The following is a 26,414-nucleotide window of genomic DNA, read 5'->3' on the forward strand; positions in this document are numbered from 1 at the left end:
GCAGGGGATCGTGTCCTCACACAGAGTTCCAGCATGCAGCGGTGCTGTCAACGTCGATCAAGTCGTTCTATTCCGCTGCCTCCTGAAGTGTCACGCGGGGCTTCACCTTGCGCCGCCTGATCGTGCTCTGGCCTTCGAAGTCATCGCGGACATTCGACACGCCCTTCGGGAGCGCCACGGCGTTTACGCAGGCGGTCATGGCCTCCCATGAAGAACTCCCCGCGTAGGTGCTCATGGTCAACCCCAGCGGCAACTTCACGCCATCGAGTTCGCCATCTTCGACTTTGTGCCCGACCACGTTAGGAATGGTCCACATGCTGTAGCCCGTTGCGCCGTTCAGTGACGCCTCTCGTGCGCTGCGAATGAACCACCGTCGCCAACTGTGGAAGTCTACGTTGGACTGCCGTTGTCCCTTGCTGGCACGTTCATCGACACCCAGCCGGACACGCTCGCGACTGAACGACTGCGTAACGGGAGCTGACCGACCACGCTTCGATCCAGGTTTCTGCTCGGGCAGTTCGTCGAACAGGTAGGCGGTAGGGGGCTTGCCGATAGTGCGCTCTGCGATCAAGGGGGCGAGAGCAGGGTGAGCGGGGATAGTCCGTTTGCCTGCCGGGGTCTTCGACTTGGCCACCACGATCTTGCCGTCCACACAGTCCTTGACCCGTAGGCTGCCGATCTCGTCGATCCGCAAGCCACTGAGGGCAGCCATTAGGGAGAACTGCCAATCCCGCTTGGTTTTGATCCCCTGCAGGAGGGTGCGAACCTCGTCATCGTAGAATGGGCGTTTGCGCTTGTCGCCCTCTCCCGTGTCGTGTCGCTGGCTCGGCGCTGTCACGTTCTGCTCACGCCACGGGTTAGGCTTGATGCCCTTCCTCTTGCCCATCCATTGCCAGTAGGCGCGAAGGCACGAGATGTCCTTGTTGGCGGTGGTGTGGTTCACCTTCGGGCGGATGTAGTTCTCATGCACGAAGTCGCCAGCGACAGCCTCATTGATGGCTTCGATCGACTGCATGGTCGCGGTGGAAGCGCACCAATTGTCCAACCGACCGACCATGCGACGAATGTCGTTCTGATAGCCGATAGAGAATGCGCCCTCCTCGAACCATTGATCGAGCAAGGCGGTGAACGGCGTGGCTGTCCCGCTCGCTATAGCGGCGAACCGTCTTGCCTCTGTTTCACCATGCAGTGCCATGATGCGGTTCACACGGTCATCGAGAGCTTCAGCGACGGTGGTCTGATGGTCGGTGAGTTGCTTCGCGACTGTTTCTTCCTTCGCAGCCTGCCGCCACCGCAAGGCTTCCTCGATCAGAGGGTTTCGCGTCTCTGCGATCTTCTGTCCCCGGAGCTTGGCCCTGAGGCGGCGGACGACCGGCACCTTCTCGCTGTCAGCTTCAAGCGGATTGCGGGTTACGAGCACCTCGCGGAGCTTCGAGCCGAACTGGCCCTTCAGCTTGGGCGGAACGCGGACGACGACGCGGATACGGTTGCCGTGCCACTCAAGGTGGGGGCCGAGCTTTGGCTTCTTCATGGATCAGTTCGGATGGGTCTTCATTGCGAGGTGTCCCCCACAATGTCCCCCGATCTGTCCCCCAAATCAAGGCGGTTTTCTTCAGTCGCATCAAGAGCTTCAGTAGCTTAGACGGATTGTAGCGTAGTGTCCCCCCCTCTCCGCCAGCCAGACGAAAAGCTCTTATCTTTCAATTAGATTGATGAATCTTCTCGTTGCGGGCCATACTTCGCGTTCGATGATGTCGGGTATCTGCCCCGCGACCGCGGTAGCTGAATTGATCGGCGATTTGAGCCTGCCCTAAATCCGCGGCGCATCATCGGGAACGACATCGCTGTCACAAAACTTTCGTCGGGCTGCGAATAGGGTGCGCTGAAATCTTTGTCTGGACCGCATGGACCCGGCACAGGCTGTCGGATCAATCCGCCGCAGCGCTGTCCGCGGAGTTCACGCGAGTGGCAAGCGACGACGAGCGCAATTTTAGTGAGCCGGTTCTGCAAGTGGTCTGCCGCGTCTGTCCTGGCCATCGGCTGTCTGCTGGCCGGCCAGATCTCCGCGTTTGCCCAGGCAGCATCGCCGGCCTCCGAAGTTCAATTCGATATTCCGGTTGTTCGTCGTCAGATAATTTGAGACCGCTCAGGCATTTCGAGAAGGGAGGATCTGGCTCATCTAGGGTTAAAGTTTAAGCGGCTTGCAATCGATGCTGCAAGCGGCGGTTTGCAATGGTTTCACGTTTGATGCGCGCACGCTCAGTCAGGATGGTTTCGGCTCGGCCGAAGTAAACATCCGCAGGCGTGAGGTTGTCGATGCTCTCATGATAGCGGTGATGGTTGTAGTGTTCGACGAAGCCGCTGACCTGACGTTCGAGGTCCCTCGGTAAATGGTAATTCTCGAGCAGGATGCGGTTCTTCAAGGTCTGATGCCAGCGCTCGATCTTGCCTTGGGTCTGGGGATGATACGGCGCACCGCGCACATGCTGCATATCCTTGCCCTTGAGCCAGGTGGCCAGATCTTCCGCGACGTAACTTGATCCGTTGTCGCTCAGAAGCCGTGGCCGCTGCTTTATATTGACGTGGTCCAGGCCTGAGGCGGCAAGCGCCTGATCGAGCGTGGCCGTGACGTCGGAGGCGCACATGGTGGGACCAAGCCTCCAGGCCACAATGTAACGAGAGAAGTCGTCGAGCACCGTCGATAGATAGTACCAGCCCCAGCCAGTGATCTTGAGGTAGGTGAAGTCGGTCTGCCAAAGCTGGTTGATCGCCGTGGTCTTGTCCTTGAACTCATTAGCCGCCTTGATCACCACATAGGCGGGGCTGGTGATCAGGTCGTGCGCCTTCAGCAGCCGATAGACCGAAGCCTCGGAGACAAAGTATTTTCTCTCGTCGGTGAAGCGCACCGCCAGCTCTCGCGGCGACAGCTCGGGGTGTTCCAGTGCCAGATCGACGATCTGACCGCGGACATCGTCCGGGATGCGATTCCAGACCCGGTCCGGCTTGGAGCGGTGATCGGCCAGCGCCTCGATGCCACCCTCGCGATAGCGATCGTACCATCTATAAAAGGTGGCTCGCGGGATGCCGAGCTTTTCCAACGTGCGCCTGGCAGGCAGATGCGATTGCTCGACCAGCGCGATTATTTCGGATTTCTCGGATGCTGGATACCTCATGCCTCGTTTTCCCCAGCCCCGTTCATGCTTTTTTTGAGCAGGCGGTTCTCCAGGGTCAGGTCGGCCACCACCTCCTTCAATTCGGAGGCTTCGCGGCGAAGGTCTTTCACCTCACCGGACGTGGCGGAACGGGCCGTGTCACCCGCCAGGCGGCGTTTGCCGGCCTCCAGAAACTCCTTCGACCAACCGTAATACATCGAGGCGGCAATGCCTTCGCGGCGGCACAGCTCGGAGATGTTCTCCTCGCCGCGCAGTCCTTCCAGCACGATACGGATCTTCTCTTCCGCCGAATACTGCCGACGCGTCTGCCGCCGGATATCTTTTAGCACTTGTTCTGCGGGCGCTTTGCCCAGTTCGGATTTCTGCTTCATCTTCGCTCCTGACGGCTACGATGAACCAGAAATCCTCCTTTCGTGAAGTCCCTCATTTGGTCTCAGAGGCGATGACGCCGAACACCCCAACTCCGATCAGTTGTGATCAATCGCCGCGGGCTACCAGCATCAGCTTTACTCCCGGCGCAACGCAACTCACATTAGCATTCCAATAAGGGGAACTGCTGTGGCGGACGACATTGAAGTTGAATTGCAGGCGATCAAGACGCTTCAGGAAACACTTGAGCCGCTCAAGGATGAGGTAAGAGAACGGGTTCTCGACTACGTGTTTCGGGTGCTTGGCATAGCCTCTCCTGTAGGATCGCAGACAGCCAATCCCGCTTTTGCAGCCCCTCCGGTCGTTCTGCCGCCACCGCCAGCCGCGCATGTCGCTGCGCCGTCGCCGGGGGCTGTGACCGACGTGCTTACTCTTACAGAGCAGAAGAAGCCTACGACCGCTGGGCAGATGATTGCTGTTGTTGGGTACTACCTGCTGCATCATGCGCCGGAGGCCGAACGGCAGAACTTCATCACAGTTGATGAGATCCAGAAGTATTTCGTACAGGCGCGATACCCTCTGCCGGAGGTGCCGTCGATGGCATTGGTGCATGCGAAGAACGCCGGGTATCTTGATGTTGTCGAGAAGGGCAAGTACCGGCTGAACTCAGTTGGCCACAACCTCGTCGCCCACAAGATGCCCAAGGACACCGCCAATTCGGCTTCAACGCCTCGGCGAGCTTCCCGGAATTCGAGCAAGAAGACGGTGAAGAAGGTGGCCAAGAAGGCGAAGCGATGACGGAAGTGCCGCTCGCGGCTTGGCACGGGTTCTGCTCCGACTTCGTCAAGGTCGCTGGGACGATCACGAGATCAACGTCGGTCAATCTGAATGCAGCTTCCGTTCGTGATGAATTGAAGACAGTTGTCCGTCACTACATGCACCACGCGAGGCCGCTGCTTCTGGCCTCGGGCATAGATGTTGCGCAGCTCGACAGTAATCTGCAGAGACTACGAGAGCTTGCCGAGGGCAAGAACGCAACTTCATCGTACAAGAAGCCGATCGTCTTGGTGCGTAAGATGTTGCCCGGTCTGACCTCTCGGCTTGAGATGCATGCTGCTTCGGGTAACGGAGAAACGGCGACAACAGCTGAGAGGGAGCTTGCTGACGCCATCGGCGCATTGGTGCCGACTGCGGGTCTGTCGTACCAGCAGGCAATCCGTGACCTCGGCGACAATGGCCGCATTTCCTTTCGCGGAACGGCAACGGAGCTTCGAGAGGTTCTTCGCGAAGTCCTTGATCATTTAGCCCCTGACGCTGATGTGACTGCCGCTCCCGGCTTCAAGCTGGAGAAGGATCGTGATCGACCCACGATGAAGCAGAAGGTGAGGTTCGTTCTGAAAGCCCGAGATCAGGGCGACACTACTCGCGCGATGTCGGAGCGAGCTGCTGAAGCCGTCGAGACAATCGTGGGCGGACTGACAAGATCAGTCTACGACTACGGTTCTCTCGTGACCCATGTTGCTGGAGAGCGTCAAGCTGTCGTGCATCTCAAGCGGTACGTAGAGGCTGTTCTCTCTCATTTGCTTGAGTTGTGAAGCCCGACAAAAACACTGATCGGGAGGGACAGATCAGGTTGCCGCGAACTCGATACGGTTCAGACTTCTGCGCGTGCTGTGACGCGAAGCACCTGCAAGGCCGTCCACTTGGTGCCGCCACGGGCTGTCGGGATGCCGCGCTCGGTCAATGCTCGTGCCATTGCGCTGGCTGACGTGATGCCCTCGGAGCTGAGCCGCGACAGGATGGGTGCAAGGTCCGTGGCTCGCTGCTTCGCCCTGTCAGCCTGTGCGGTGCGCCCTGCAACCTGCGACTGTTCGGACAGCTTGATCCCCCGGTGATCGCCGAGGCGCTTGCCACGGGCCTTCGCTGCGGCGAGAGCAGCCTTCGTGCGCGACGAGATCAGTCCAGCTTCCAGTTCTGCCACCGAGGCCATCTGCTGCAGCATGAAGCGCCCTGTCGGTCCCTCGATAGACGGCAGATCGGCGAACCGAACGTCAACGCCAGCTTCCAGCAGCTTGGACAGGAACGCGACCGAGCGTGTCAGCCGGTCCACCTTGGCCACGACGAGCGGAGCTTGATGGACGCGAGCTGCCGCAAGGGCCTCCTCCAGCGCCGGGCGATCACTGCGCCGCCCTCGCAAGTTGCTTCGTCTATAGGTGCGCTAGCCTCAGGCAGTCCGTGGGAGAAGGGCCACTGCGGTCATTCAACGGAAAGCCGCGCGACGAGTGCCTGGGCGGCGAAATCTTCTACAGTTTGAAGGAACGGGCGGTCGTCATCGAGCAATGGCGCAACGACTACGGTCCGATCGGCCGCATTCATCGTTGAACTATCGATGGCCCGAACCGTCGACGTCTGAAGCCTACCATCGAGATCGGAGCGTCGCGATGCTGTAGTCTCTATCCCGCTGGTCCAAATATCCGGCAGATCAATTCCCGATACCGGAACCTCTGCTGCAGACCCGAATAACGGCTTGTGGCGGGCCTGAAGCGGATCGCATGTCCTCTCCGCCGCTACATGACAACGCAGTTGGCCTTGCATTGTCGTCCAACCGTAACAATTGCACTCTAAGAGAAATGGTCGAGGCTGGCGCGCTCGGGCGGATTGGTCTTGTCATCAAAGCAGCCGGCCTGAGTTGCTCGTAATCGTGTCCTCATGTCCGGAAATCAGATCGCACAGCATAAGCTGGAAGCGTGGCGGCGGATTAGGCGTCCACGCGCGCTTGGATTAGTCCAACGGGCAGCCGCTGTGATGGCCTTGTTCTCGTTTGCCGCGCATGCGGACGCCAAGGACGGTCGCCTCAAATTTGATATTCCCGCACAGCCACTTGCATTTGCGCTCGATGCTTACGCGACCGGGACGGGCATCGAAACCTTCTATGACAGCGAGTCCACGCAGGGGCGGCGGTCGACGGCGGTCAAGGGCGTTCTTGCGGCGGATGTGGCCTTGCGGATTTTGCTGGAGGGGACCGGCCTGGCGGAAGTGTCGAGCGGCAATGCCTTTGCGGTCGTTGCTTCGCCCGGGAAAGCTCAATATGGCGGCGCGCGGCTGAGCGAATTTGGTTCGTACTACAGCGTCCTGCAAGCAGGCGTGGCACAGGCATTCTGTCGTCATGCCGAGACGGTTCCTGGAGATTTCCGTGCGATCATTCGCTTCTCCATCGGGTCGTTAGGCGAACTGCAGGACTTCAGACTTCTCAATTCCACCGGTGATCTGCGGCGCGACGCGATCATCGTCGATGAGTTGCGCGACGTGAACTTCGATACACCGCCGCCGAGGTTGCCGCAGCCGGTCACAATGATGGTCGCGCCGCGGCCGGCCGAGCGGACCGGTGACTGCGATGTTGCTCCGGGACGACAAACCACGCGCGCCCGAGCGGTTCGGCCATGACCGATCCAGCCTGGGTGGGACTTCGCCAGTTGCTGGCGGATCGCTATGAGGACTTGCGGAAGCGGCTCACCCAGCGCCTGGGGTCTGCTGAGCTTGCCCGAGAAACGCTGCACGAAACCTGGCTGCATCTGCACCGCGATGGGCCGACGGGGACGATTGCCAGTCCGCCGAGCTATCTGCTGCGGATCGCATTCAACATCGCGACCGACCGTGGCCGCAAGCAGTCGCGGCTCGCTCGCCGCACCGAGGTCATGGCCGTGCTCGACATGGCTGACGATGCGCCCTCACCGGAGCGGGAGATCGCCGCACGGCAGGAGATCTCCGAGTTGGAGACAGCGTTGGAGGAGCTCACGCCACGACGGCGGATGATCCTTCTGGCGTCACGGATCGAGGAGGTGACCTTGCAGGAAATCGCCGGCCGGCTCGGTATCTCGCAGCGGCTTGTGGAACTTGAATTGAAACATGCGCTGGATCACTGTGCCGAGCGCCTGCAACGTCAGGTCGTCAGGCGATTCGGTCCGAAGCCGAGAGAAACGTCTATAGACTCGGCGTAGATTTTCTCGGACTCCATCCTGGACGTTTCCTGCCGTTTCGGAACGATAGCTGTCGTGACTCCACCGCTTCAAAACAACGAAGAACTTGCCGACCTGCAAAGCCAAGCGCTCGACAGGATGCGTCGGCTCGTCTCGGGCGCGGCCACGGTCGCGGACGTCGAGGATATCCGGCGATGGCAGGCGCAAAGCTCGCAGCACGCGGAAGCCTTTGCATTCGCAAGCCGGCTGTGGGGGCAGCTTGGTCCCGCCGGCGAGAACGTTCTCGCACGTAGTGATGAAAGACTTCCAGCATCCGCGCCACCGCCCTACCGCCCGACCCGTCGATTGCTTATCGGCGGCGCATTGGCAGCCAGCGCGGCCTATGTCGTGGTCCGGCCGCCGCTGCAGCTCTGGCCATCGATGTCGGAACTTGCGGCCGATTACAGAACATCAGCAGGTGAGCAAAAAAGCGTCAAGCTGGTCGATGGCGCGTCAATGGAATTGAACACTCGGACGAGTGTATCGCTCGCGAGATCGGATGCCGCGAACTCCATCGAACTGATTGATGGAGAGGCCTTGATCAATACCGGCCGCCAGTTGACCAGTCCTCTCACAGTGATCGCGGGCAATGGGCGGGTCAGTGCGACGGGCGCACGCTTCAATGTCCGCTACGACGGAATGCTCTCCTGTGTCACTTGCATCGAGGGGGCCGTCGAGATTTCGCGCCTCGGTGTGAGGCACCAGCTGGAGGCGCCTCAACAATACACTTATGGGGACCAAGGACCTGGAGCGTCTGCTATGGCGGACTTGTCGGCAGTGACAGCCTGGCAAGACGGACTCCTGATGTTCCATCAAACTCCGTTGGCCAAGGTCGTCGCCGAGATCAACCGCTACCGGCCCGGCAAGATCGTGCTGATGAATGCGCGTCTTGGCGAGCGCACCGTCAATGCCCGGTTTCGCGTGCAGAATGTCGATGAAATCATGACACTGGCGCAACAGGTGTTTGGTGCCAAGGTGACGTCCCTGCCCGGTGGGCTGGTGATCCTGAGCTGACCCGCAGACTTTCCGAACTCCTGAAATTTTTTTCGGTCTCGCGCGGCGGCGAACGTCCTTACCGGTTGAGAGAATGTCCGGCGCGCAGACGCGGCGTTCTTTTCATCAACGTCGTTTGCGCCGAAGGCCCGCCATGTCCATCTCTCGTTCCGCTCAAGGTTTTGCTGCCACTGCACTTCTGTTGGCGGGAACGAGCTTTCTGGCATTGACCGCGAACGCTCCGGCAGCGTTGGCCCGTGCGCTCAACGGCGGTAGCGGCGGTTCGCCCGCACCTGCCATCGCCTCTGAGGCGGCGGCGCAGGCCGCGCAGCAGGCTGTGGCAGCGACGCGGCAGACGCAGGAATCGCTCGCACGCGCGGCGCGCGCCATGCAGGACATTCAGGGTGTCCAGGCCGCGGCACGCGCAGCAGCGGCGGCCGCCCAGATGTCAACGACGGCCCCCGTCGCCGTGCCCAACGGTCTCGGGGCCGGCGGTCTGCTGCCGAACGCACCGCAAAATTGGCTCAATGCCAATGCGCCGACCCAGAGCGTCGATGGCAATGGCCAGACCCAGGTCGGCATCCGCCAGACCGGTGCGCAGGCGATCCTCAATTGGACAAGCTTCAATGTCGGCGCCCGCACCACGCTGACCTTCGACCAGCAGGGCAGGGCCGACTGGGTCGCTCTCAACCGCGTCGACCGGACCATGGGTCCGAGCCAGATCCTCGGCAATATCACGGCCGACGGTCATGTCTATGTGGTCAATCAGAGCGGCATCATCTTCGGCGGCAACAGCCAGGTGAATGTCGGGTCGCTGATCGCCTCGACGGCCGGCATCACCGACAGCCAGTTCGTTAACAACGGCATCTATGGCGTGCAGACCGGCACGAGCTTTGCCCCAAGCTTCCTGGCCGCAGGCGGCAAGGTCGTGGTGGAGGCGGGTGCCTCGATCTCCACGAATGCGCCTGCTTCGGCGACTGCGGGTGGCGGTTATGTGCTGATGATCGGCTCGCAGGTCGAGAATGCCGGCGCGATCACGACTCCGAAGGGTCAGGCCATTCTTGCTGCCGGCGACGATTTCGTGCTGCGCCGCGGCTTCGGCACCGATTTCAATCAGTCGTCGACGACCCGCGGCAGCGAAATCGCGCCGATCATCCGCAATGCGACCAGCGGTGGCGTCATCAACACCGGCCAGATCTTCTCACCGCAGGGCGATATCACGCTGGCCGGCCGTGCATTGACGCAGGACGGCGTGCTGGTGTCGACGGCCTCGGTCAATCAGCGCGGTACGATCCATCTGATCAATTCCGCCAGTGACGCGGTTGGCAGCGTCACGCTCACCGGTCGCAGCTTCAGCGCCATCATGCCGGAACTGGACTCGAAGGACACTGCACTGAATTCGCAGCGCGACGCGCTGATTGCGGCATCGGGTCGCAATCCGCTGGCCGTCGATCAGTTCGACAATCTGTCCAAGCTGGCGGATCGCCGCGACCAGTCGCGCGTCGAGATCGTCACCGGCGGCATCGTGGATTTCCAGAGCGGCTCGCTGACCATGGCGCAAGGCGGACAGGTGTCGGTCAGCGCCGGCAAGCGCGTCTTCACAGAGAGCGGTGCGGTGATCGATGTCTCCGGCGTCACCGGCGCGCGGCTGGCGATGTCGGCCAATCAGGTTCAGGTCAACGTCCAGGGCAACGAACTCAGGGACTCCCCGATCAATCGCGACAGCGGCGCGCTGGTCAACAAGAATGTCTGGATCGACATCCGCGATCTCATCTATGTCGCAGCCGGTACGGGCGGCTACGCCGGCGAACGTTACTACACCCAAGGCGGTCTGCTCGAAGTCGGAGGTTATCTCGCCAATACGCCGCACAAGATCGGCGAATGGGCGGCCGTCGGCGGCACCATTACGCTGGCGGGCCCGGAAGTGGTCGCGCAGCAGGGAGCGAAGTTCAACATCTCCGGCGGCGCGGTCAGCTATGACGGCGGCTATATCTATTCGACCAAGCTGATCGGCACCGACGGCCGCCTCTACAGCTTCGACGATGCGCCGGCCAGCATGAAGTTCATCGGCGCCGCCGGCGGCTTCGTGCGCACGCACAATATTCAAGGCAAGGTCTCCGATCAGCTCACCGAAGTCTGGAGCACGCTGTTCGACCGCTCGATATCGCGCCGCTGGGAAGACGGTTACACGGTCGGCCGCGATGCCGGCCGGCTCAATCTTGCGACGCCGACGCCGCTGGTCGAGGCTGACATCATTGCCGAGGTCATCAAGGGCGAGCGGCAGGCCAGTGCGCGTGCCGCCAATGTGGCCGATGGCTACAAGCAGGTGCAGAATGCCACGCCGCTGCAGGGCACGCTCGGCCTCGGCCGCTATGATGCGACCGGTACCACCGACATCGGCTTCTACGGCTCCGATGTCCGCTTCGGCGATTTTGCCGCGATCACGGCCGGCATGAAGGCCGGCGATGCGCTGCCGTCGATACGCAGGAATACGGCCTGGTTCGACGCCGGCTACATCAATTCCCTGAAACTCGGCGGCCTCGATTTCGGCACGCTCGAAACCATCACCTTCGAGCGCCCGGTCGCACTTGCCGATGGCGGCCGGATCACGCTGGTGGCGCCTGTGGTGGACTTCAAGGCGAATGTCACCGCGCGCGGCGGCGCGTTGAGCGTGGACAACTACATTCGCGACAATATCCTGGCGGGGCGCGGTATCGCGGCTGTGCTGCTGAAGGACGGCAAGGCATCGATCACGGTCCGCGAAGGCGTGACGCTCGATCTCAGCGGCCAGTGGGTGAATGCGGCGAACGAGCCGGCTGATCTCAACGGTCAGGCCTATATCAATGGCGGTTCGGTCACGCTGAAATCGACCCATGACGTGACGCTGCAGAAGGGTAGCACGATTGACGTGTCGTCTGGCAGTGCCGTGCTTGCGAATGGCAAGTTCAGGGGCGGTCGCGGCGGCGACGTCGCGCTGATTGCCGATCAACAGGTTTTGAGCACGCAGGCCGACGGATTGCTCACGCTCGACGGCGACGTCCGCGGCTACGGTGCCTCCGGCAGCGGCACGTTGAAGCTGGAATCGGGAACGTCGATCTCCATCGGCGGCAAGATTCTCAAGACCGACGGCGTGCTCGGCGCCGGCGAGAAGGCGCCAGCCGATCTGGTGCTGCTGCAGGATTACTTCGTCAAGGCCGGCGAGATGTTGCCGGGCGACTATACGTATCAGGCCGACCGGTTCATGGGCGGCGATCGGCTGATCGCCGTGGCAACCAATAGGATCGTTCCCAGGTTCAGAAACGTCGTGCTGGCTGCGGACTGGACGGTGCCGTTCGGAAACGGAAATACTATCTACACCATTGAAACACCCGGTAGGCAGTACACCATTACGGGTAAGCTCAATGCGGCCAGCGGAGGTATAGCGCCGACCGTTATTCCCGCGGGCACGATCGTCTCGATCAACGAAGGTGTCGTGACCGCGATCGACGGGTATATCCTGCCGGGCGATGTCTTTCCCAATGGCATTCCCGCGATGAGATATGTCGACGGGCCGAATGACTGGTTTCCGGTGACCTTTGCCAAAACGATCCTGGCCGGAACGGTTGCGCCGAACGATCTCACGCTGGCGGCAGGCGCGCGGATCGTTGCGGGGGCGGTGGCGGAGCGGGCCGCGAGCGTCAAGCCGATCCTGCAGTTGCAGGCGTCGTTGTTCCAGAGCGGTTTCTCGAACTACGACATCAATGGTCGCCATGGGGTCGTGGTGACCGAGAACACGCGGCTCGATCTCGCGATGCCGGTCTATCGGCTGGGCGAGAACGCCCTCGGTCTGGCGACCGGCACGGCGCCATCGCGCGCGCTGGATGTCTGGACGCCGCCCGAATGGACCGAGGACGGCCGCAATGCGCGCCTGACCCAGCGCGGCGGCGCCAGCATTTCGCTGCGTTCGACCGAGGTGACCACCGGCGAATTGCCCAGCGCGCCGGTCGAGATTCGTGCGGGCGCAACCATCCGCGTGGATCAGGGCCAGTCGATCACCTTGCAGGGCAGGGACATGATCGTCGACGGCGCGCTCACCGCGCCGAGCGGAACCATCAGTCTGACCCAGCCGGTCGATGCGGCACATCCGGGCCGCGGCCGCCAGCCGGGCGTCATCTGGATCGGCGAGAAGGGCGTGCTCGATGTGGCCGCGCGTGCCATTACCGCGACGGATGCGCGCGGGCGGACCTATGGCGTGGTCGCCAATGGCGGTTCGATCCTGATCGGCGGCGCGCGTGACTGGGACCAGACCGGCCAGGGCATCGCGCCGATCGCCTTCGTCGTGGTTCGCACCGGTGCAGTGCTCGATGCCTCGGGTACCAGCGCGGTGCTGGATATCCCGGCCGGCGGTCAGCAGCAGACAAGTGCGCCGCTCGAGGTCGCCAGCAATGGCGGCTCCATCGTTCTCAAATCGAGCCATGGTCTCTATCTCGACGGAACGATGCGCGCCGCGGCTGGGGGCGCCCATGTGGCTGGCGGCACGCTGGCGCTGGCGCTCGAAGCGCCGATCTATGCGCCGCGCACAATGGCCGGCGATGTGCTGCGCCATCGCGAATTCGTCATCGCCAATGAGCAGGGCGACAGCCCGATCGCCGGGGCGACGTCGCTGGCGGCGGCACGCGCCGGTCTCGTCACCGGCACTGCACGCCTCGGTGTCGATCGTATCCGGGCCGGCGGCTTCGACGATCTGTCGGTGCTGGTCAATGGCGTGCTGTCCTTCGATGGCAGCGTCGCACTGTCGATGCGCCAGAGCATCAGTCTCTATGCCGGCGCCTATGCGATGACCGACGCTGCGAGCGCCGATGCGCGCGTTGCGCTCGCGGCCCCCTATGTGCGATTGGCAGCAAGCACACGTATTCCCGACATGGACACATACATCGTCCCTGCCGTGCGCTGGGCCGATGGTTACGGCGTGCCGACAACGCGATCCAGCAATTCTATGTTCGGCGTCACCGCAGATCTCATCGACATCCGCGACCGCGTCAGCTTCGGCGTGCGCCAAGACATCGATGTCGATGACGTCAAACGGAACTATACGGTCGATCGCCGCGGCTTCGCGCTTGTTGACCTCACGAGCCGCGGCGATATCCGTCTGCTCGCACAGACGCCGACCATTTCCACGATAACCGGGCTGTTGTCGCCGGGCAGTATCGGCCTGACCGCCGCGCAGATCTATCCCGCGACCGGCGCGTTCGCATCGATCCGTGCCGGCTACATGACCGGCACCGACCAAACGCTGGTGGCCGGGAGCGTGCTCGACATCCGCCGCTACGACACCGTTCCCGACATGCCATATTCCGTATTCGGTAGCCTGGAACTCGCGGCGGAAACCGTCAATCAGGGTGGCATCGTGCGCGCCCCGTTAGGTACGCTCCAGTTCGCCACCACCAATAATACAGCACGTGTTGATATGGTCCATCTGCTGCCGGGCAGCGTCGCGTCGGTGAGCGGCGATGGGCTGACGATGCCCTATGGCGGCACTGTGGACGGCATCGCCTATAACTATAACGGCGCCGCCGCTAAACTGGCCGGGGCGGGCAATCTCGGCATCTTGCGCTTCTTCGCGCGTCATCTCGATGTCCAGTCCGGCGCAGTTCTCGATCTGTCGGGCGGCGGCGAATTGACGGGCGCAGGATTCCTGTCGGGGCGCGGCGGTTCGGTGAACGTCCTCACGACGCCCTTCGTCAATTCCAATCCCGGCTACACCTACAGCGCCAGGGGCAATCAGGTTTACGCCATCGTTCCCGGCAAGGCCGGCGCCTATGCGCCGGTCGTGCAGGAAGCGGGCTTCGGCCTGCCCAAGGTCGGCCAGCAGATCACCATTCCCGAAGGCGTGCCGGGCCTTGCTGCTGGCACCTATACGTTGATGCCGGCGACCTATGCGCTGTTGCCCGGCGCCTATCGCGTCGAGATCGGCGCCAGCATGTTGCCGAATGCGGCCGGTGTCGTTGCCACCGGCAACGGCTCCTACATCGCCAGCGGATATCTCGGCACCGCCAATACAGATATTCGCGCCTCGCTGCCGAACCGGTTGATCGTCTCGCCGGGCAGCGTCGTGCGCAGCCATTCGTTCTATAATGAGACGGGCTACAATGCCTTCGTGCTGGCCGACGCGGTGCGCATCGGCGTGCCGCGCGCGGCGATGACCGTCGATGCACTCAAACTCGACATCCAGCTCGGCGATATGCGCAGCGGTGACAACCGGTCGGCTTTCGTCTTCGATGGCGATCTGCGTATCGGCGCAAAGCAAGGATCGGGTGGTTATGATGGCACCGTGCAATTGCGCGGTGTCAGCGAAATCATGGCCGCCGGTACGAGCGCTACACCGGCTCCGCGCGGGTCATCGGTATATGCGGACGAAATCAACAAGCTCGATGCGCCGCGTCTGGTCATCAATGCCACAATCGGCGTCAGCTACGGTCAGGACGGGCGTCGCGCCTTCATTGAATCTGACGGCATTGACACCGTTCTGCGCAGCGGCGCGCATCTCTCGGCGGCGGAAGTCATCCTGGGAAGTAAGGGATATTTTGCTGAAACAGCCGGACGCCTGACCATTGAGGAGGGCGCATCGATCAGCACCATCGGCCGCGGCCGTGGCAGCTACGACTCGCGCGACGGCTATGTCTTCGTCGGCAATGGCGTCCTGATCGTATCGAATGGTTTGATCAACCTGGTGCAGGCCGAGCTGAAGCCGATCAACGAATCCGACCGGGTTGTGATGTCGATCGGCAGCTGCGTTACCATGGACTGCGCCAGGACGACGACGCTTGTCTCCGAAGGCACCATCGCAGCGGCCACCGCCGGTTCCTTCTCCATTGCGAGCAACGTGGTCTACGGGACGCGCAATCTCGTGCTGGCGATGTCCGGCATCAATCTCGGCGACGACGCGGCGCTCGCTGCCGCGGCTGCAGCGGGCCGTCTCGCGCCGGGGCTGGCGCTCAACCAGACGGTGCTCGCGAGTCTCCTTGCGGGCAACCGGGCGATCGGCGCCCCCGCGCTGGAGACCCTCGTACTTAATGCGCGCAATTCCGTGAACGTCTACGGCGCGGTCGATCTCGATGCGTCCAAGGTCGGCCGTCTCGTCTTCGGCACGCCGGCGATCTATGGCTATGGCGCCAGCGGCGACGTCGCGACCATCCGCGCCGGCGAATTCGTCTGGACCGGCCTCGCCGATGCACCGGCTGCGCCGATCGCCGATCTGCTGGGCGATAGCCGGCTGAATATCGCGGCCAATCGTGTCGTGCTGGGCTATGGCCCGAACGCCCAGCCCAATAACCAGGTCGCCGACAACCGCATCGCGCTGGGCTTCACCGATGTGAACATCTCGGCGAGCGAATATGTTACGGCCAACAACAAGAGTACGCTCGGCGTCTATCACCGTCGCGGCGCCTATGTGACCGGTGAGGGCTATCAATACACCGGTGGCAACCTCACCGTGGCTGCGCCGTTGGTCACCGGTGCGGCTGGCTCGGTCAATACGATCACCGCGGGTGGCGATATCCGTATTGTCGGAACCGGAGCTGCTGCCGCACAGTTCGATCAGCTCGGCGGAACGCTGGCGCTGAAGGGTACCAATGTCACGATCGACAGCAGCGTCGTTCTGCCGTCGGGAAGGCTCGTCGTCACCGCGATCGGCGATATCGTGCTTGGCTCGGGCTCGCGCATCGACCTGTCGGGTCGCTCGGTCGCGATGTTCGACGTCACCAAATATAGCTGGGGCGGCGATCTCGTCCTCTCCAGCAGCGCCGGCAATATCCGCCAGGATGCGGGCTCGGTCATCGATCTTTCGGCGCGGAACAATCGCGGCGGTACGGCAACGGTGACGGCGATGGGCAGCAGCGCCGGGCAGGTGGCGCTCAATGGCGCCATCCGCGGCGGCGCTTCCGGCCGATACGATGCCAGCGGCACGCTGGTGCCTTACGACGCAGCCGAACTCACCATGCAGGCGCAGACGATTGCCGATTTCGCCGGCCTCAACGCGCGGCTCAATGCCGGCGAAGTGTTCGGCGCCCGCCGCTTCCAGATCAAGCAGGGCAATCTCGTCGTCGGCAGTGAGGTCAAGGCACGCAATGTCGAGATCGTCGTCGACGGCGGCAGCCTCACGGTGAACGGCACCATCGACGCCAGCGGCACGCAGGTCGGCGCGATCCGCCTCGCGGCGATGAACGATCTCGTCATCAATGGTCTGCTCGACGCGCACGCCACAGGCATGCGCTTCGACAGCTACGGCCTTATTATCGATGCATCGAACCGCGCCAGTGTCGAACTCACCGCGCGGACCGGCACGCTCACGCTGACCGGCAATGCGGCGGTCGATCTGCGCGCCGGCACCGATGTTGCGACTGGCTCGGGCCGGTACCAGAACGACGGCGTTGCCCGCGGTACGCTCGCGCTCAACGCGCCCCGTGTCGGCGGCAATGACATCGCGATCAATGTGCAGGGCGCGACGCCGATCTCGGGCGCGCGAACCATCGCGGTCTATGGCTATCGCACCTATGACGACGCGCTGGAGGCGGCAGTTCCCGATGTCACCGGCCACACGCCACAGGAGATCACGCAAACCTATCTCGACAGCATTCACGGCGACAGCACGGCCTTCATCAATGCGGCGCTCGGCAACAACGCGCTGAGCGCGCGCCTTGCCGGCCTTGGCAGCTATCACCTGCGCCCCGGCGTGGATATCGTCAGCAAGGTCACCGCGACCAATCCGAACGGCGACCTCACCATTGCCGGCGATCTCGATCTGTCTGGTTATCGCTACGGTCCGAACGCAAACGCACCTTCGCGCGGCTTCGGCGAGCCCGGCGCGATCAATTTCCGCGCCAGCGGCAATCTCAACATCCGCGGCTCCGTCAATGACGGTTTCGCACCGCCGCCGGCCACGACCGGCGACAATGGCTGGATCCTCGATCAGGGCGTGCTGGCCTATGGCGGCGACCTCACGCTACCCATTGCGATCACGCTCGAGGCCGATTCAAAATTCCGGGCGGGTGCTACGCTCAATTACGATTTGCCGGTCAAATTCCTGGACTCTTTCGGTCGGGCGATCCCATTTCCAGCCGGCACGGTTCTGCCGGCACGCGCGACGCTCGGAGCTTTCCCTGGCGATGCGACGGGTAGATTGCAGCTGTCGGCAGGAACGGTCATCGATGCCAACATCTACAATGTCGATGGCTCGCTTGCTTACGCGGCCGGCACCGTCCTCGTCGCGAATGTGACGCTTACCGAAGGCATGCAGCTCGATGCCGGGACAGTGCTGCGAACAGCGGCGACTTTCGCGCCGATGCTGTGGCCGAAGGGCGTGCCGCTACCGGTCGCAGCGGTCACCACAAGCGCAGTCTCGCTCGCGGCAGGTTCTTTGATTCCATCCTTGACGGATGTGAAGCTACCCGGCGGCACAAGCATAGAGTTGCGTGCATCGTCTGGTGGCCGGCAGGGGAATAATTGGGCCGTGGCGCCGATGCTCGGCGCCGGAGCAACGTCATGGGACATGCAGTTCACGGCTGGCGCCGATCTTGGTTCGGCGGATGTGCGTGCGCGCAATACGCTCGGCAAGGGCAACATCGTGCTTGCGGATACGCATTATGCCTCGCGCACCAGTTCGGGCGGCACGTTCATCAATCTCAGCGATGCGGGTGCGGCGGCGCTGTGGGCGGCGCTCGGTTTCGATTATCCCCAACTCAGCGTCAACGATCTGGTTGGAAAGTCGCAGGCGGAGATCATCAACCTGCTCGCTCCAGGTGCCAGCTGGCAGGACTTCGTCGACGCCTACGGTCTGTCTTCCAATTTCTGGGACGTATCGACCGGTCATATCGAACTCGGTCTTACCAGACGAGGCGTGGACATCGTCGTGGGGTTCAATGGTCTGCCGTCCGGAATCAGCGATAGCAGTCAGTTGCTCAACTTGACACGAAGGCAGCTCGCGACTCTCTACGGGGATCCGAACTTTACGTGGGCCGACATCACCAACGATCCCGACTTCGGCGATCCGAGCAAGCTCAATCTCGGGCTCATCAGCATGCCGCCAACCACGGTGCATGCTGGGCCATCTTTCAGCGTGGTGCGTACCGGCACCGGCAATCTCGCACTCAGCGCCGCCGGCGATATCCGCATGGACTCGCTCTACGGCATCTACACCGCCGGAACAGCCACGACGGTCGATCCTGCCTATAACCGGCCGCGTGGCACAATGGCGGATGGCACGCTGCTCGGTCCGTCGTCGGGCGACTATGCCAGCGCGACAAATCTCTATCAGGCCTGGTATCCGGAGCAGGGCGGTAATGTACTGATCGCCGCCGGTGGCAATCTGATGGGCGACATTTACGGCGTGTCCAAGCAGGACACCCCATCGAGCGTGCTCACCGGCAACTGGCTGTGGCGCCAGGGCACTGGCAGCACGGCGGTGGACGAAGCGATCCCGACGGCGTGGTGGATCAATTTCGGCGCCTATGTCGCGAATTCGCACGGCGCGAATCCGACGAAGCTGGCCGATCTCGTCGGCTTCACCGGCATCGGCGCGCTCGGCGGCGGCAATGTGGCGATCCGTGTCGGCGGCGAGGCGGGCGCGATCGCGTTGCGCGGCAGCCAGGGCGTTACCGATGCGGGTCTGCATCGCAGCCAGGGGCTGTTGGTGGCTGTCGGCAGCACAGGCCGTGTCGGCGCCGATGGATCGCTGACCCTCACCGGCGGCGGCGATATCGACATGCAGATCGCTGGTGCGCTCAATCCGCAGCTCTCCCTGATGGCGGGCTACAACGAGCGGCACGCGTTGACGGGCTCGCTGATCGACCTGCGCGGCGACCTGCATCTGTCCGCCCAGGCGATCGGTGGCCTCAAGCTCGCCTATGGCGGCTTTGTCTATCCGTACGATCCGCGCGGCCTCGATCTGTTCATCGCGCCGTCCTCCGAAGCGCGCTCCGGCATCACCTTGGTGCCCGGCGACGCGACCATGACGGTGCAGACCCGCGGCGACCTCGTGCTCGGCGGTGCGGGCGATCCCGGCCGTTCGGTGCTCCTGAACGATGCGCCCTACAAGGCCGGCGGTGGCGTATATAATGGCGGCGGCCAGAGCTGGTTCTCACTGTGGACCGAACACACCGCGATCAATCTGATCTCGGCTGGTGGCAATCTCACACCGTCCACCTCGGCGGCAGAGCAGATCTTCAATCAGGATCGCAATCTGCAAACCGATCAAAGCCTGCTCGATGGCAGCTATCTCTATCCGCCGACCTTGCGGGCCGCAGCGCTTGGCGGCAGCATCTATTACGGTCAGAATGCTCTGCCCCAATATCTGAATTTCAATCGCAGCGAAAATGCGTATCCGCTCGTGACTCTCGCGCCATCGCAACACGGCACGCTGGAAATGATGGCGGGCACGACGATCTTCGGCGGCCAATACGGCTTCACCCTGTCCGGCGCGGGCGGCGTCGCGCCGACGCCGTTCAATCCGGCCTTCATGAGCGCCCAGAGCGATAATGTGAACGGAAAGCCGGTCTACCGGTTTACCAACGGCTCTGCCACGGGCACCGTCGATAGCAACGGCAATGCGGTTGCGCTATCCTATTTCTTCTTCGGTCCGAACAGCTCGGCGATGCCGGTGGGCCGCGCGGCTGATGCAGATCCGGTCCGCTTCTATGCGCTCACGGGGGATGTCATCGGTCTCGTGACGGGCGAGGTCATCACGAATATGGGTGGCGCCCGTACATGGTATAGCGGTTCGGGACCGCTAATGGTGCGCGCCGGCCGCGACATCGTCGGCGCCGGCCTCGCGCCGGGCGCGATCGAGGCGAGCTATTATCTCGGCAGCAAGTCGCGCGGCGATCTGATCGTGCACAGCAACCCGAACGACGTGTCGGTGATTTCGGCCGGCCGCGACATCATCTATGCCAATTTCGATATCGCCGGCCCCGGCGCGATCGAAATCTCCGCCGGCCGCAATCTGTATCAGGGTGACAGGGGCGCCATCACCAGCATCGGTTCGATCACCGGTGACAAGCGCCCCGGCGCGAGCGTCGCCATGCTCGCCGGTGTCGGTGCGTCCGGTCCGGACTACAATGCGTTCGCCGCGCGCTATCTCGATCCGGCCAATCTGGCCGTCAGCGGTACGCCGCTGGCAGAGCAACCGGGCAAGGTTGCCATGACCTATGAGAAGGACCTCATGTCCTGGCTCAAGGAACGTTACGGCTTCGCCGGCACCGATGCGGAGGCGCGTGCCTATTTCGCCGCGCTAGCGCCGGAGCAGCGAAACATCTTCCTGCGCAAGGTGTATTTCACCGAACTCACCGAGGGCGGCCGCGAATACAACAATGCGAGCAGCCCGCGTTACGGCAGCTATCTGCGCGGACGCCAGGCAATCGCGACGCTGTTCCCCGAAAGCGGTGCTGCAGGCAACCGGATCGCGCGGAGCGGCGACATCACGATGTTCAGCGGCACCTACACCGATGGTGAAAAGGATCCGGTCACGAACAAGGAGATCGTCAAGACACGCGACGGCGCGGTCCGCACGGAGTCGGGCGGCGACATCCAGATGATGGCACCCGGCGGGCAGATCGTGGTCGGCGTCGAGAGCCTCGTGCCAACCGACAAAGCTGGTCTTGTCACCCAGGGGAAGGGCGACATCCAGATCTATGCGCAACGCAGCCTGTTGCTTGGCCTGTCGCGCATCATGACGACCTATGGCGGCAGCATTCTCGGCTGGTCTGCGGAGGGCGACATCAATGCTGGCCGTGGATCGAAGACCACGACCGTCTATACGCCGCCGAAGCGTCGCTATGACAAATATGGCGCCGTCGAGTTGTCTCCGGACGCAACCTCTTCCGGCGCCGGCATTGCGACGCTCAATCCGCTGCCGGAAGTGTCGCCCGGCGATATCGATCTGATCGCGCCGCTCGGTACCATCGATGCGGGCGAGGCGGGAATCCGCGTCTCCGGCAACGTCAATCTTGCCGCGCTGCAGATCCTGAATGCTGCGAACATTCAGGTGCAGGGGACCAGCACAGGTATTCCCACCGTGCAGGCGCCGAGCATCAGCGCGGCGCTCTCGACCTCGAATGCGACGGCTGCGTCGCAACAGGCGGCGACGCCGAACCAGGGCGCGGGCAATGCGCAGCCGTCGGTGATCATCGTCGAAGTACTTGGCTATGGCGGGGGAGACGGATCGGCGCCGTCCGAGAGCGATGAGAACTGGCGATCGAAGCGAAGCGAGCGTAGCTACAACCACAATAGTGCGTTCCAGGTCGTTGGCGTGGGTGAACTCAACGAGACGGAGAAGCAGGCCCTGTCCGCATCCGAACGCCGGGCGCTTGTGGATCGGTAGGGGCTGCTGTTGCGCTCACCATCGGTATGGAGAGCGTAACGGCTGCCGATCTGGCCTGCGACTATTCCACTGTCGGCCGCGATCACGAAACCAATGACGATACTTATGTGCAGGTGTGCGGGCAACACGACCATCATCGCACCGAGAGTCTCGGGCTACTTCGCGGAAGTCTTGATCAGCACGAGAGTGTAAGGACCGATCAGGTGCTGGTACAAATCGATGAACGTGATTTCCGCACTGCGCTGTAGCTGGGTCAAGCGGCCGTTGCGGCGGCAAACGCAGCCATTCGTAATCTCGACTCCCAGATTCAGTTCCCATATTTCCAACCAAACCCAATCTTCCATCGAACGTTTTAGCCCATATGTGAGTGCAGATTTGTCGCGCGTTACGGCGAACCCGCCTGACGTCCGCTGCACAATTCGTGCCTGCAGTGCAGGCTTTTTATGAGCATCGGCGAAGGCGGGCGATCGAAGGCAATATAGGCAGATTTGGTCCCCCTCTCCGCCAGCCAGATGAAAATCGCAATAGAATCAAAACGTCTTTGAAGGCACGGCTTTCTGTCGCCGGGTGGGGCGCGATTGCGCATTCGCGCGGAACCAAGCGCCCGTACGCGAATTGAAGCGCAAAAATGCTGGAGGTTTCGATGAAGATGCAGAACGTTCGAGGCGCCAGGAACGAACAGGATGGTCTCATCGCCGAGAGCTTCGACCCCGGCACTCGTTTCGACATGGAGCGCGCTCTCGACAAAGCCTGCGCTGCTCTTCCAGGCAAACTCAACAACCATGACTTCCGCAGGAGAGTTGCGGTCAAACTTGCAGACCGTGTCCGCAAAGGTCCGTGCTCGGCAGACGTGTTGAACTCTGCCGCGCTCGATGAGGTCGAGAACCTGAGACGGCGGCGCGGCCGTTAAGGGCCTGCGCTAGCGGGCCTTCTGCAGCGTTCTCATGCTTGGCAAGACAGACACGCGCCTATCGATGCATTCGCGTTCACGCGCCGCGTCATCATGATCGCCCGTCAGGAGTCGCGCTGACCGCTTCCGGAACCCGGCCTCTCGCGCGGGGTTGTCGATCACCTGCAATCCGTCGTCGTGTCTGGAACTGCGATGAAGCCGCTCCGTATACCGCCTACGCTTGTCGATCGCGAGATTGCCGGGAAAGTTGCCCGGCACACGCGCCCCGGCGCCGAGCGCGTGGCGGAGACGCTGACATGGGGCGCGGATGAGCATCTGGTCATCGCCTGCGCCGCGGCATTCTGGCTGTTGTCGCGCGGAGGATCTGATCGGCTGCGCATGTGCGGCACGCATCTCCTCGCGGTGTCCGTCGCGACCAGCGTGCTGCCGCATGCTTTGAAGTACATCTTCAACCAGCGCCGGCCGGACAGACTCACCGTGATCGGACACCTTCATGGCATTCCGGTTTCGGGACGCCCCAACGATGCATTCCCATCGGGACATGCGATGCATATGGGGGCCCTGGCGGGCGCGGCATCGGCATTACCACTGCCATACAGGGCCGCGACCTGGATCGCCAGCATTGGCCTTTCATTCACCCGGATCGTCGTGCTCGCGCATTGGACCAGCGATGTCGTCGCCGGATATCTCGGTGGCTTTCTGGTCGAACGGATTTTTCGGCGATGGACCGGATATGGCCGCGGCCGGTGCGGCCATGGCTGAGAGCTTGATCCGGTTCGTGCTGGGAGGCGCGGTGGTTTCGATATTCGCGCTGACGGCCGATATCCTCCGCCCGAAGTCCTTCGCCGGCCTGTTCGGCGCCGCGCCGTCGGTCGCATTGGTGTCGCTGTCGCTTGCGATCGTCAAGCACGGGCAGGCCGATCTCTCCGTCGAAGCCGTTTCGATGATCGCTGGCGCCGCAGCCTTGCTCGTATTCAGCGTGGTCACCTGCCATCTCATCAAGAGGTGGGGCTTGTCGGCGCTACCGGCGACGTTGCTGGCATGTCCGGTCTGGCTGCTGGTGGCGTTCAGCCTTCACGCCATGGTGGAATGATGCTGGTCCGGCTGTCATTCTCGTCACTGGGCGATGGTCGGTGGTACGAATATGTCGTGCGCTTCGTGCTGGGCGGGAGCGCCACGGTCATCACCGGCCTGATCGGCGCATGGTACGGTCCGGGTGTCGGCGGGCTCTTTCTGGCTTTTCCGGCGATGCTATGCGCCAGCGCGACGCTGCTGCAGTCGCATGAACGCCGCCGCAAAAAGGACGCCGGGCTGGATGGGCAGCAGCGCGGCAAGGACGCGGCAGCGCTCGACGCGACCGGAGCAGCGCTTGGCAGCATCGGCCTGGCCGCATTCGCAGCCGTCGTTCTGACGGTCGCAGCCCGGTCGCCATGGGGCAGCCTGGCATTGGCGTCGCTGGTCTGGGCAGTGGTGGTCTGTTGCTGCTGGTGGGTCTACAAGCGCCGCCACTTTGGCAAGGTGACTCAGGGCTGTCCTGCCCCGCCTGCCGATCCATAGACCTGACCGGTTGCATAGCTTGCATCGGCTGCTGCGAGCTGGACGTAGATCGATCCGAGCTCAGCCGGCTGCCCCGGCCGCCCCAGGGGAGTCATGCCGCCGAATTTTTCCAGCTTTTCCATGGTGGCGCCCCCAGAGACCTGAATCGGTGTCCAGATGGGACCGGGTGCGACGGCGTTGACGCGAATGCCGCGGGGCGCGAGCTGCTTGGCGAGCGATTTGACATAGTTGGTCGTCGCCGCCTTGGTCTGCGCGTAGTCATAAAGCTCTGGCGACGGGTCTGTCGCCTGTTCAGAGGACGTGCCGATGATCGCGGATCCGGGCTTCAGGTGGGGCAACGTGGCCTTGATGATCCAGAACGGCGCATAGACATTGGTCTTCATGGTCGCATCGAAATCCTCGGACGACACGTCCATGATGGATTCTCGCGTCTGCTGTCGCGCGGCGTTGTTGACGACGATATCGAGGCCGCCAAGGTCCCGAACAGCGCGGGCGACGAGGCTGCGGCAGAACTCTTCGTCCTTGAGGTCGCCGGGCACGCCAATGCCGATACGGCCTTCGGCCTCGATCAACTGCAGCACCTCGTCCGCATCGGGCTGTTCCGCGGGCAGGTAGTTGATAAGCACATCCGCTCCCTCGCGCGCGAAGGCGATCGCAGCGGCGCGACCCATGCCGGAATCGCCGCCGGTCACGAGTGCCTTGCGTCCAAGCAACCGGCCCGAGCCCTTGTAACTATGCTCACCATGGTCCGGCCTCGGATCCATGTCGCGGGCGAGGCCAGGCCAGGGCTGCGACTGACGCTTGAATGGCGGTTGGGGATATTTCGCGCGGGGATCGTTCATCGAGACGGAAGACATCGAATTTCCTCCTTGGCGATGACCTGCGGCGCGGTACCAATTGTCACCGTGCGCAACGTCGCTGATGTCATGGAGCGTTCCTGCATCGTCCGCTCCGACAAGCCTTTGTTCGTTGCAACGTTCCGCGCGAGATGGGCCGAAAGCGGTGGAGGCCGCCGCATCTCACCGGAATGGTTGTTCACCATCGTTACCCGATGTCGGGACCGGAACCGCACGATGCCGAAGTGATCAGGCCGAGCTGTGATGCTCAGTGGTCGTCGCGCCAGAGGTCCGGAATATGGGCGGACTGCAGGACCTCGATCTGTTCCGAATAGCGCGTGCGATACATCTGCATCAGTGAGTCATGTCCTTCGTCCGAAGAACTGCAGAGTGCGTCCTCGACGATGATCGTGCGAAAACCCAGATCGACCGCGCTCAGCGCCGTCGAAAGAACGCAGACATCTGTCTCGGCGCCCGACAGAATGATTGTATCGATGCCTTTCTCCATCAAGAAGGCGTATAGCGGCGTACCGGAAAATGCCGAATAGCGGGTCTTCTCGAGGCTGATGCCGGGTGGGATCATCGTTGCGAGCGGGGCGACTAGATCGAGCTGCGCCAATGGAAGCACGCCGGTCGTCACGCTACGCCATCTCTCGAAATATTGTCGCCAGCGACCTTGCCGGTCGTCCGGATGCTCTGGCGGGATGAACTTCGTAAAGATGTTGCGGCTCGGCCTCAGTTCGGCGAGGCGAACGACTGTGGGGAGAACCCGTTCCATCCACGCGGTTTCCCATACTCCGCCGTAGGCAAACAGCCGTTGCATGTCGACGCAGAGATGAACGGCATTTTCAATCGGAACGGAATTCTCGGGCTTTTGCATGGAAACCGCCGCCATAAGCAGGCCTTCAGCTTCTGTTCAGGCTCTCGTCAGTGAGCAAACAAGTCCGGCATCGCCGGTGCGGTTCCAGCAGACGTGACCCCGGAACAAGGCTGATCCAACCGCGTTCACGCGAGTGGAAATCATGGAGGCCGTTATGGACAATCTGCAGAATCGCGGACAGCCGGATCGCAGCAAGATCAACATGCATGAGCCCCACGAGGTCAAATACTGGACGCACCAGCTTGGCGTATCTCAAGACCAGCTGAAGAAAGTCATCGAGAAAGTGGGGAATTCCGCTGCAGCGGTTCGCAAAGAACTCGCTTCCTGAT

Annotated in this window: 17 protein-coding genes and 1 pseudogene; 13 read left to right on the forward strand and 5 right to left on the reverse strand. The window is 62.4% G+C overall.

Annotation, left to right across the window (positions count from 1 at the left end; all coding sequences use genetic code 11):
- Positions 1-67 precede the first annotated feature (67 nt).
- Positions 68-1,531 carry a tyrosine-type recombinase/integrase gene (locus E0H22_RS02690; protein WP_233024221.1) on the reverse strand — a complete coding sequence of 488 codons (1,464 nt, stop codon included), beginning with the start codon at positions 1,529-1,531 and terminating at the stop codon, positions 68-70.
- Between the two features lie 661 nt (positions 1,532-2,192).
- Positions 2,193-3,544, reverse strand: a protein-coding gene (locus E0H22_RS02695; protein WP_151612149.1) for an IS3 family transposase whose coding sequence is annotated in 2 segments (ribosomal slippage) — positions 2,193-3,208 and positions 3,208-3,544 — 1,353 coding nt in all. Because the reading frame shifts where the segments join, the coding sequence is not laid out codon by codon here.
- A 187-nt stretch (positions 3,545-3,731) separates the two neighbouring features.
- Here E0H22_RS02695 and E0H22_RS02700 point away from each other — a divergent pair.
- Positions 3,732-4,340: a hypothetical protein gene (locus E0H22_RS02700; RefSeq protein WP_233024222.1), complete on the forward strand. Its 609-nt coding sequence runs from the start codon at positions 3,732-3,734 to the stop codon at positions 4,338-4,340.
- The gene (locus E0H22_RS02705) at positions 4,337-5,137 is read left to right on the forward strand and encodes a pPIWI-associating nuclease domain-containing protein (RefSeq protein ID WP_233024223.1); all 801 of its coding nucleotides are present in this window, start codon (positions 4,337-4,339) and stop codon (positions 5,135-5,137) included. The genes E0H22_RS02700 and E0H22_RS02705 overlap by 4 nt, the downstream gene beginning before the upstream one ends.
- A gap of 59 nt (positions 5,138-5,196) precedes the next feature.
- Here the strand turns inward: E0H22_RS02705 and E0H22_RS02710 are convergent, their stop codons facing one another.
- A complete protein-coding gene (locus E0H22_RS02710; protein WP_347340819.1) occupies positions 5,197-5,739 on the reverse strand; it encodes a recombinase family protein in 543 nt (180 codons plus the stop codon).
- A gap of 27 nt (positions 5,740-5,766) precedes the next feature.
- Here E0H22_RS02710 and E0H22_RS02715 point away from each other — a divergent pair.
- The 10 genes and pseudogenes from E0H22_RS02715 to E0H22_RS02760 all read left to right on the forward strand — a co-directional run.
- A pseudogene (locus E0H22_RS02715) lies at positions 5,767-5,992 on the forward strand (integrase core domain-containing protein); the annotation flags it as partial.
- 355 nt (positions 5,993-6,347) lie between these two features.
- On the forward strand, positions 6,348-6,986 hold the full coding sequence (locus E0H22_RS02720; RefSeq protein ID WP_233024224.1) for an STN domain-containing protein: 639 nt from the start codon (positions 6,348-6,350) through the stop codon (positions 6,984-6,986).
- On the forward strand, positions 6,983-7,540 hold the full coding sequence (locus E0H22_RS02725; RefSeq protein ID WP_233024225.1) for an RNA polymerase sigma factor: 558 nt from the start codon (positions 6,983-6,985) through the stop codon (positions 7,538-7,540). The genes E0H22_RS02720 and E0H22_RS02725 overlap by 4 nt, the downstream gene beginning before the upstream one ends.
- A gap of 54 nt (positions 7,541-7,594) precedes the next feature.
- On the forward strand, positions 7,595-8,572 hold the full coding sequence (locus E0H22_RS02730) for a FecR family protein (RefSeq protein WP_233024226.1): 978 nt from the start codon (positions 7,595-7,597) through the stop codon (positions 8,570-8,572).
- A 133-nt stretch (positions 8,573-8,705) separates the two neighbouring features.
- Complete coding sequence (locus E0H22_RS02735; RefSeq protein WP_233024227.1) at positions 8,706-21,902, forward strand: filamentous hemagglutinin family protein; 13,197 nt, start codon at positions 8,706-8,708, stop codon at positions 21,900-21,902.
- 26 nt (positions 21,903-21,928) lie between these two features.
- Entirely contained in the window at positions 21,929-22,150 is a 222-nt protein-coding gene (locus tag E0H22_RS02740; protein WP_233024228.1) for a hypothetical protein, read from the forward strand.
- Positions 22,151-22,545: 395 nt separating this feature from the next.
- Positions 22,546-22,812 carry a hypothetical protein gene (locus E0H22_RS02745; protein WP_233024229.1) on the forward strand — a complete coding sequence of 89 codons (267 nt, stop codon included), beginning with the start codon at positions 22,546-22,548 and terminating at the stop codon, positions 22,810-22,812.
- A gap of 192 nt (positions 22,813-23,004) precedes the next feature.
- A complete protein-coding gene (locus tag E0H22_RS02750; protein WP_233024230.1) occupies positions 23,005-23,574 on the forward strand; it encodes a phosphatase PAP2 family protein in 570 nt (189 codons plus the stop codon).
- Positions 23,567-23,905 (forward strand): DUF3147 family protein, encoded by a 339-nt coding sequence (locus E0H22_RS02755; protein ID WP_233024231.1) that lies wholly within the window; start codon positions 23,567-23,569, stop codon positions 23,903-23,905. The genes E0H22_RS02750 and E0H22_RS02755 overlap by 8 nt, the downstream gene beginning before the upstream one ends.
- A complete protein-coding gene (locus E0H22_RS02760) occupies positions 23,854-24,369 on the forward strand; it encodes a DUF3147 family protein (protein ID WP_430715205.1) in 516 nt (171 codons plus the stop codon). Before E0H22_RS02755 ends, E0H22_RS02760 begins: the two co-directional genes overlap by 52 nt.
- On the opposite strand, the gene E0H22_RS02765 is transcribed toward E0H22_RS02760, so the two are convergent.
- Together E0H22_RS02765 and E0H22_RS02770 are read right to left on the reverse strand one after the other, a co-directional pair.
- Positions 24,336-25,226: an SDR family oxidoreductase gene (locus E0H22_RS02765; RefSeq protein WP_283818783.1), complete on the reverse strand. Its 891-nt coding sequence runs from the start codon at positions 25,224-25,226 to the stop codon at positions 24,336-24,338. The two genes, E0H22_RS02760 and E0H22_RS02765, sit on opposite strands and share 34 nt — an antisense overlap.
- Before the next feature lie 247 nt (positions 25,227-25,473).
- The gene (locus E0H22_RS02770) at positions 25,474-26,100 is read right to left on the reverse strand and encodes a cysteine hydrolase family protein (protein WP_233024232.1); all 627 of its coding nucleotides are present in this window, start codon (positions 26,098-26,100) and stop codon (positions 25,474-25,476) included.
- Positions 26,101-26,239: 139 nt separating this feature from the next.
- Between E0H22_RS02770 and E0H22_RS02775 the strand changes: the two genes are divergently transcribed.
- The gene (locus E0H22_RS02775; RefSeq protein WP_233024233.1) at positions 26,240-26,413 is read left to right on the forward strand and encodes a DUF3606 domain-containing protein; all 174 of its coding nucleotides are present in this window, start codon (positions 26,240-26,242) and stop codon (positions 26,411-26,413) included.
- Position 26,414 lies beyond the last annotated feature (1 nt).

The organism is Rhodopseudomonas boonkerdii, assembly GCF_021184025.1.
In the GTDB taxonomy this organism is placed as follows: Bacteria; Pseudomonadota; Alphaproteobacteria; order Rhizobiales; family Xanthobacteraceae; genus Tardiphaga; species Tardiphaga boonkerdii.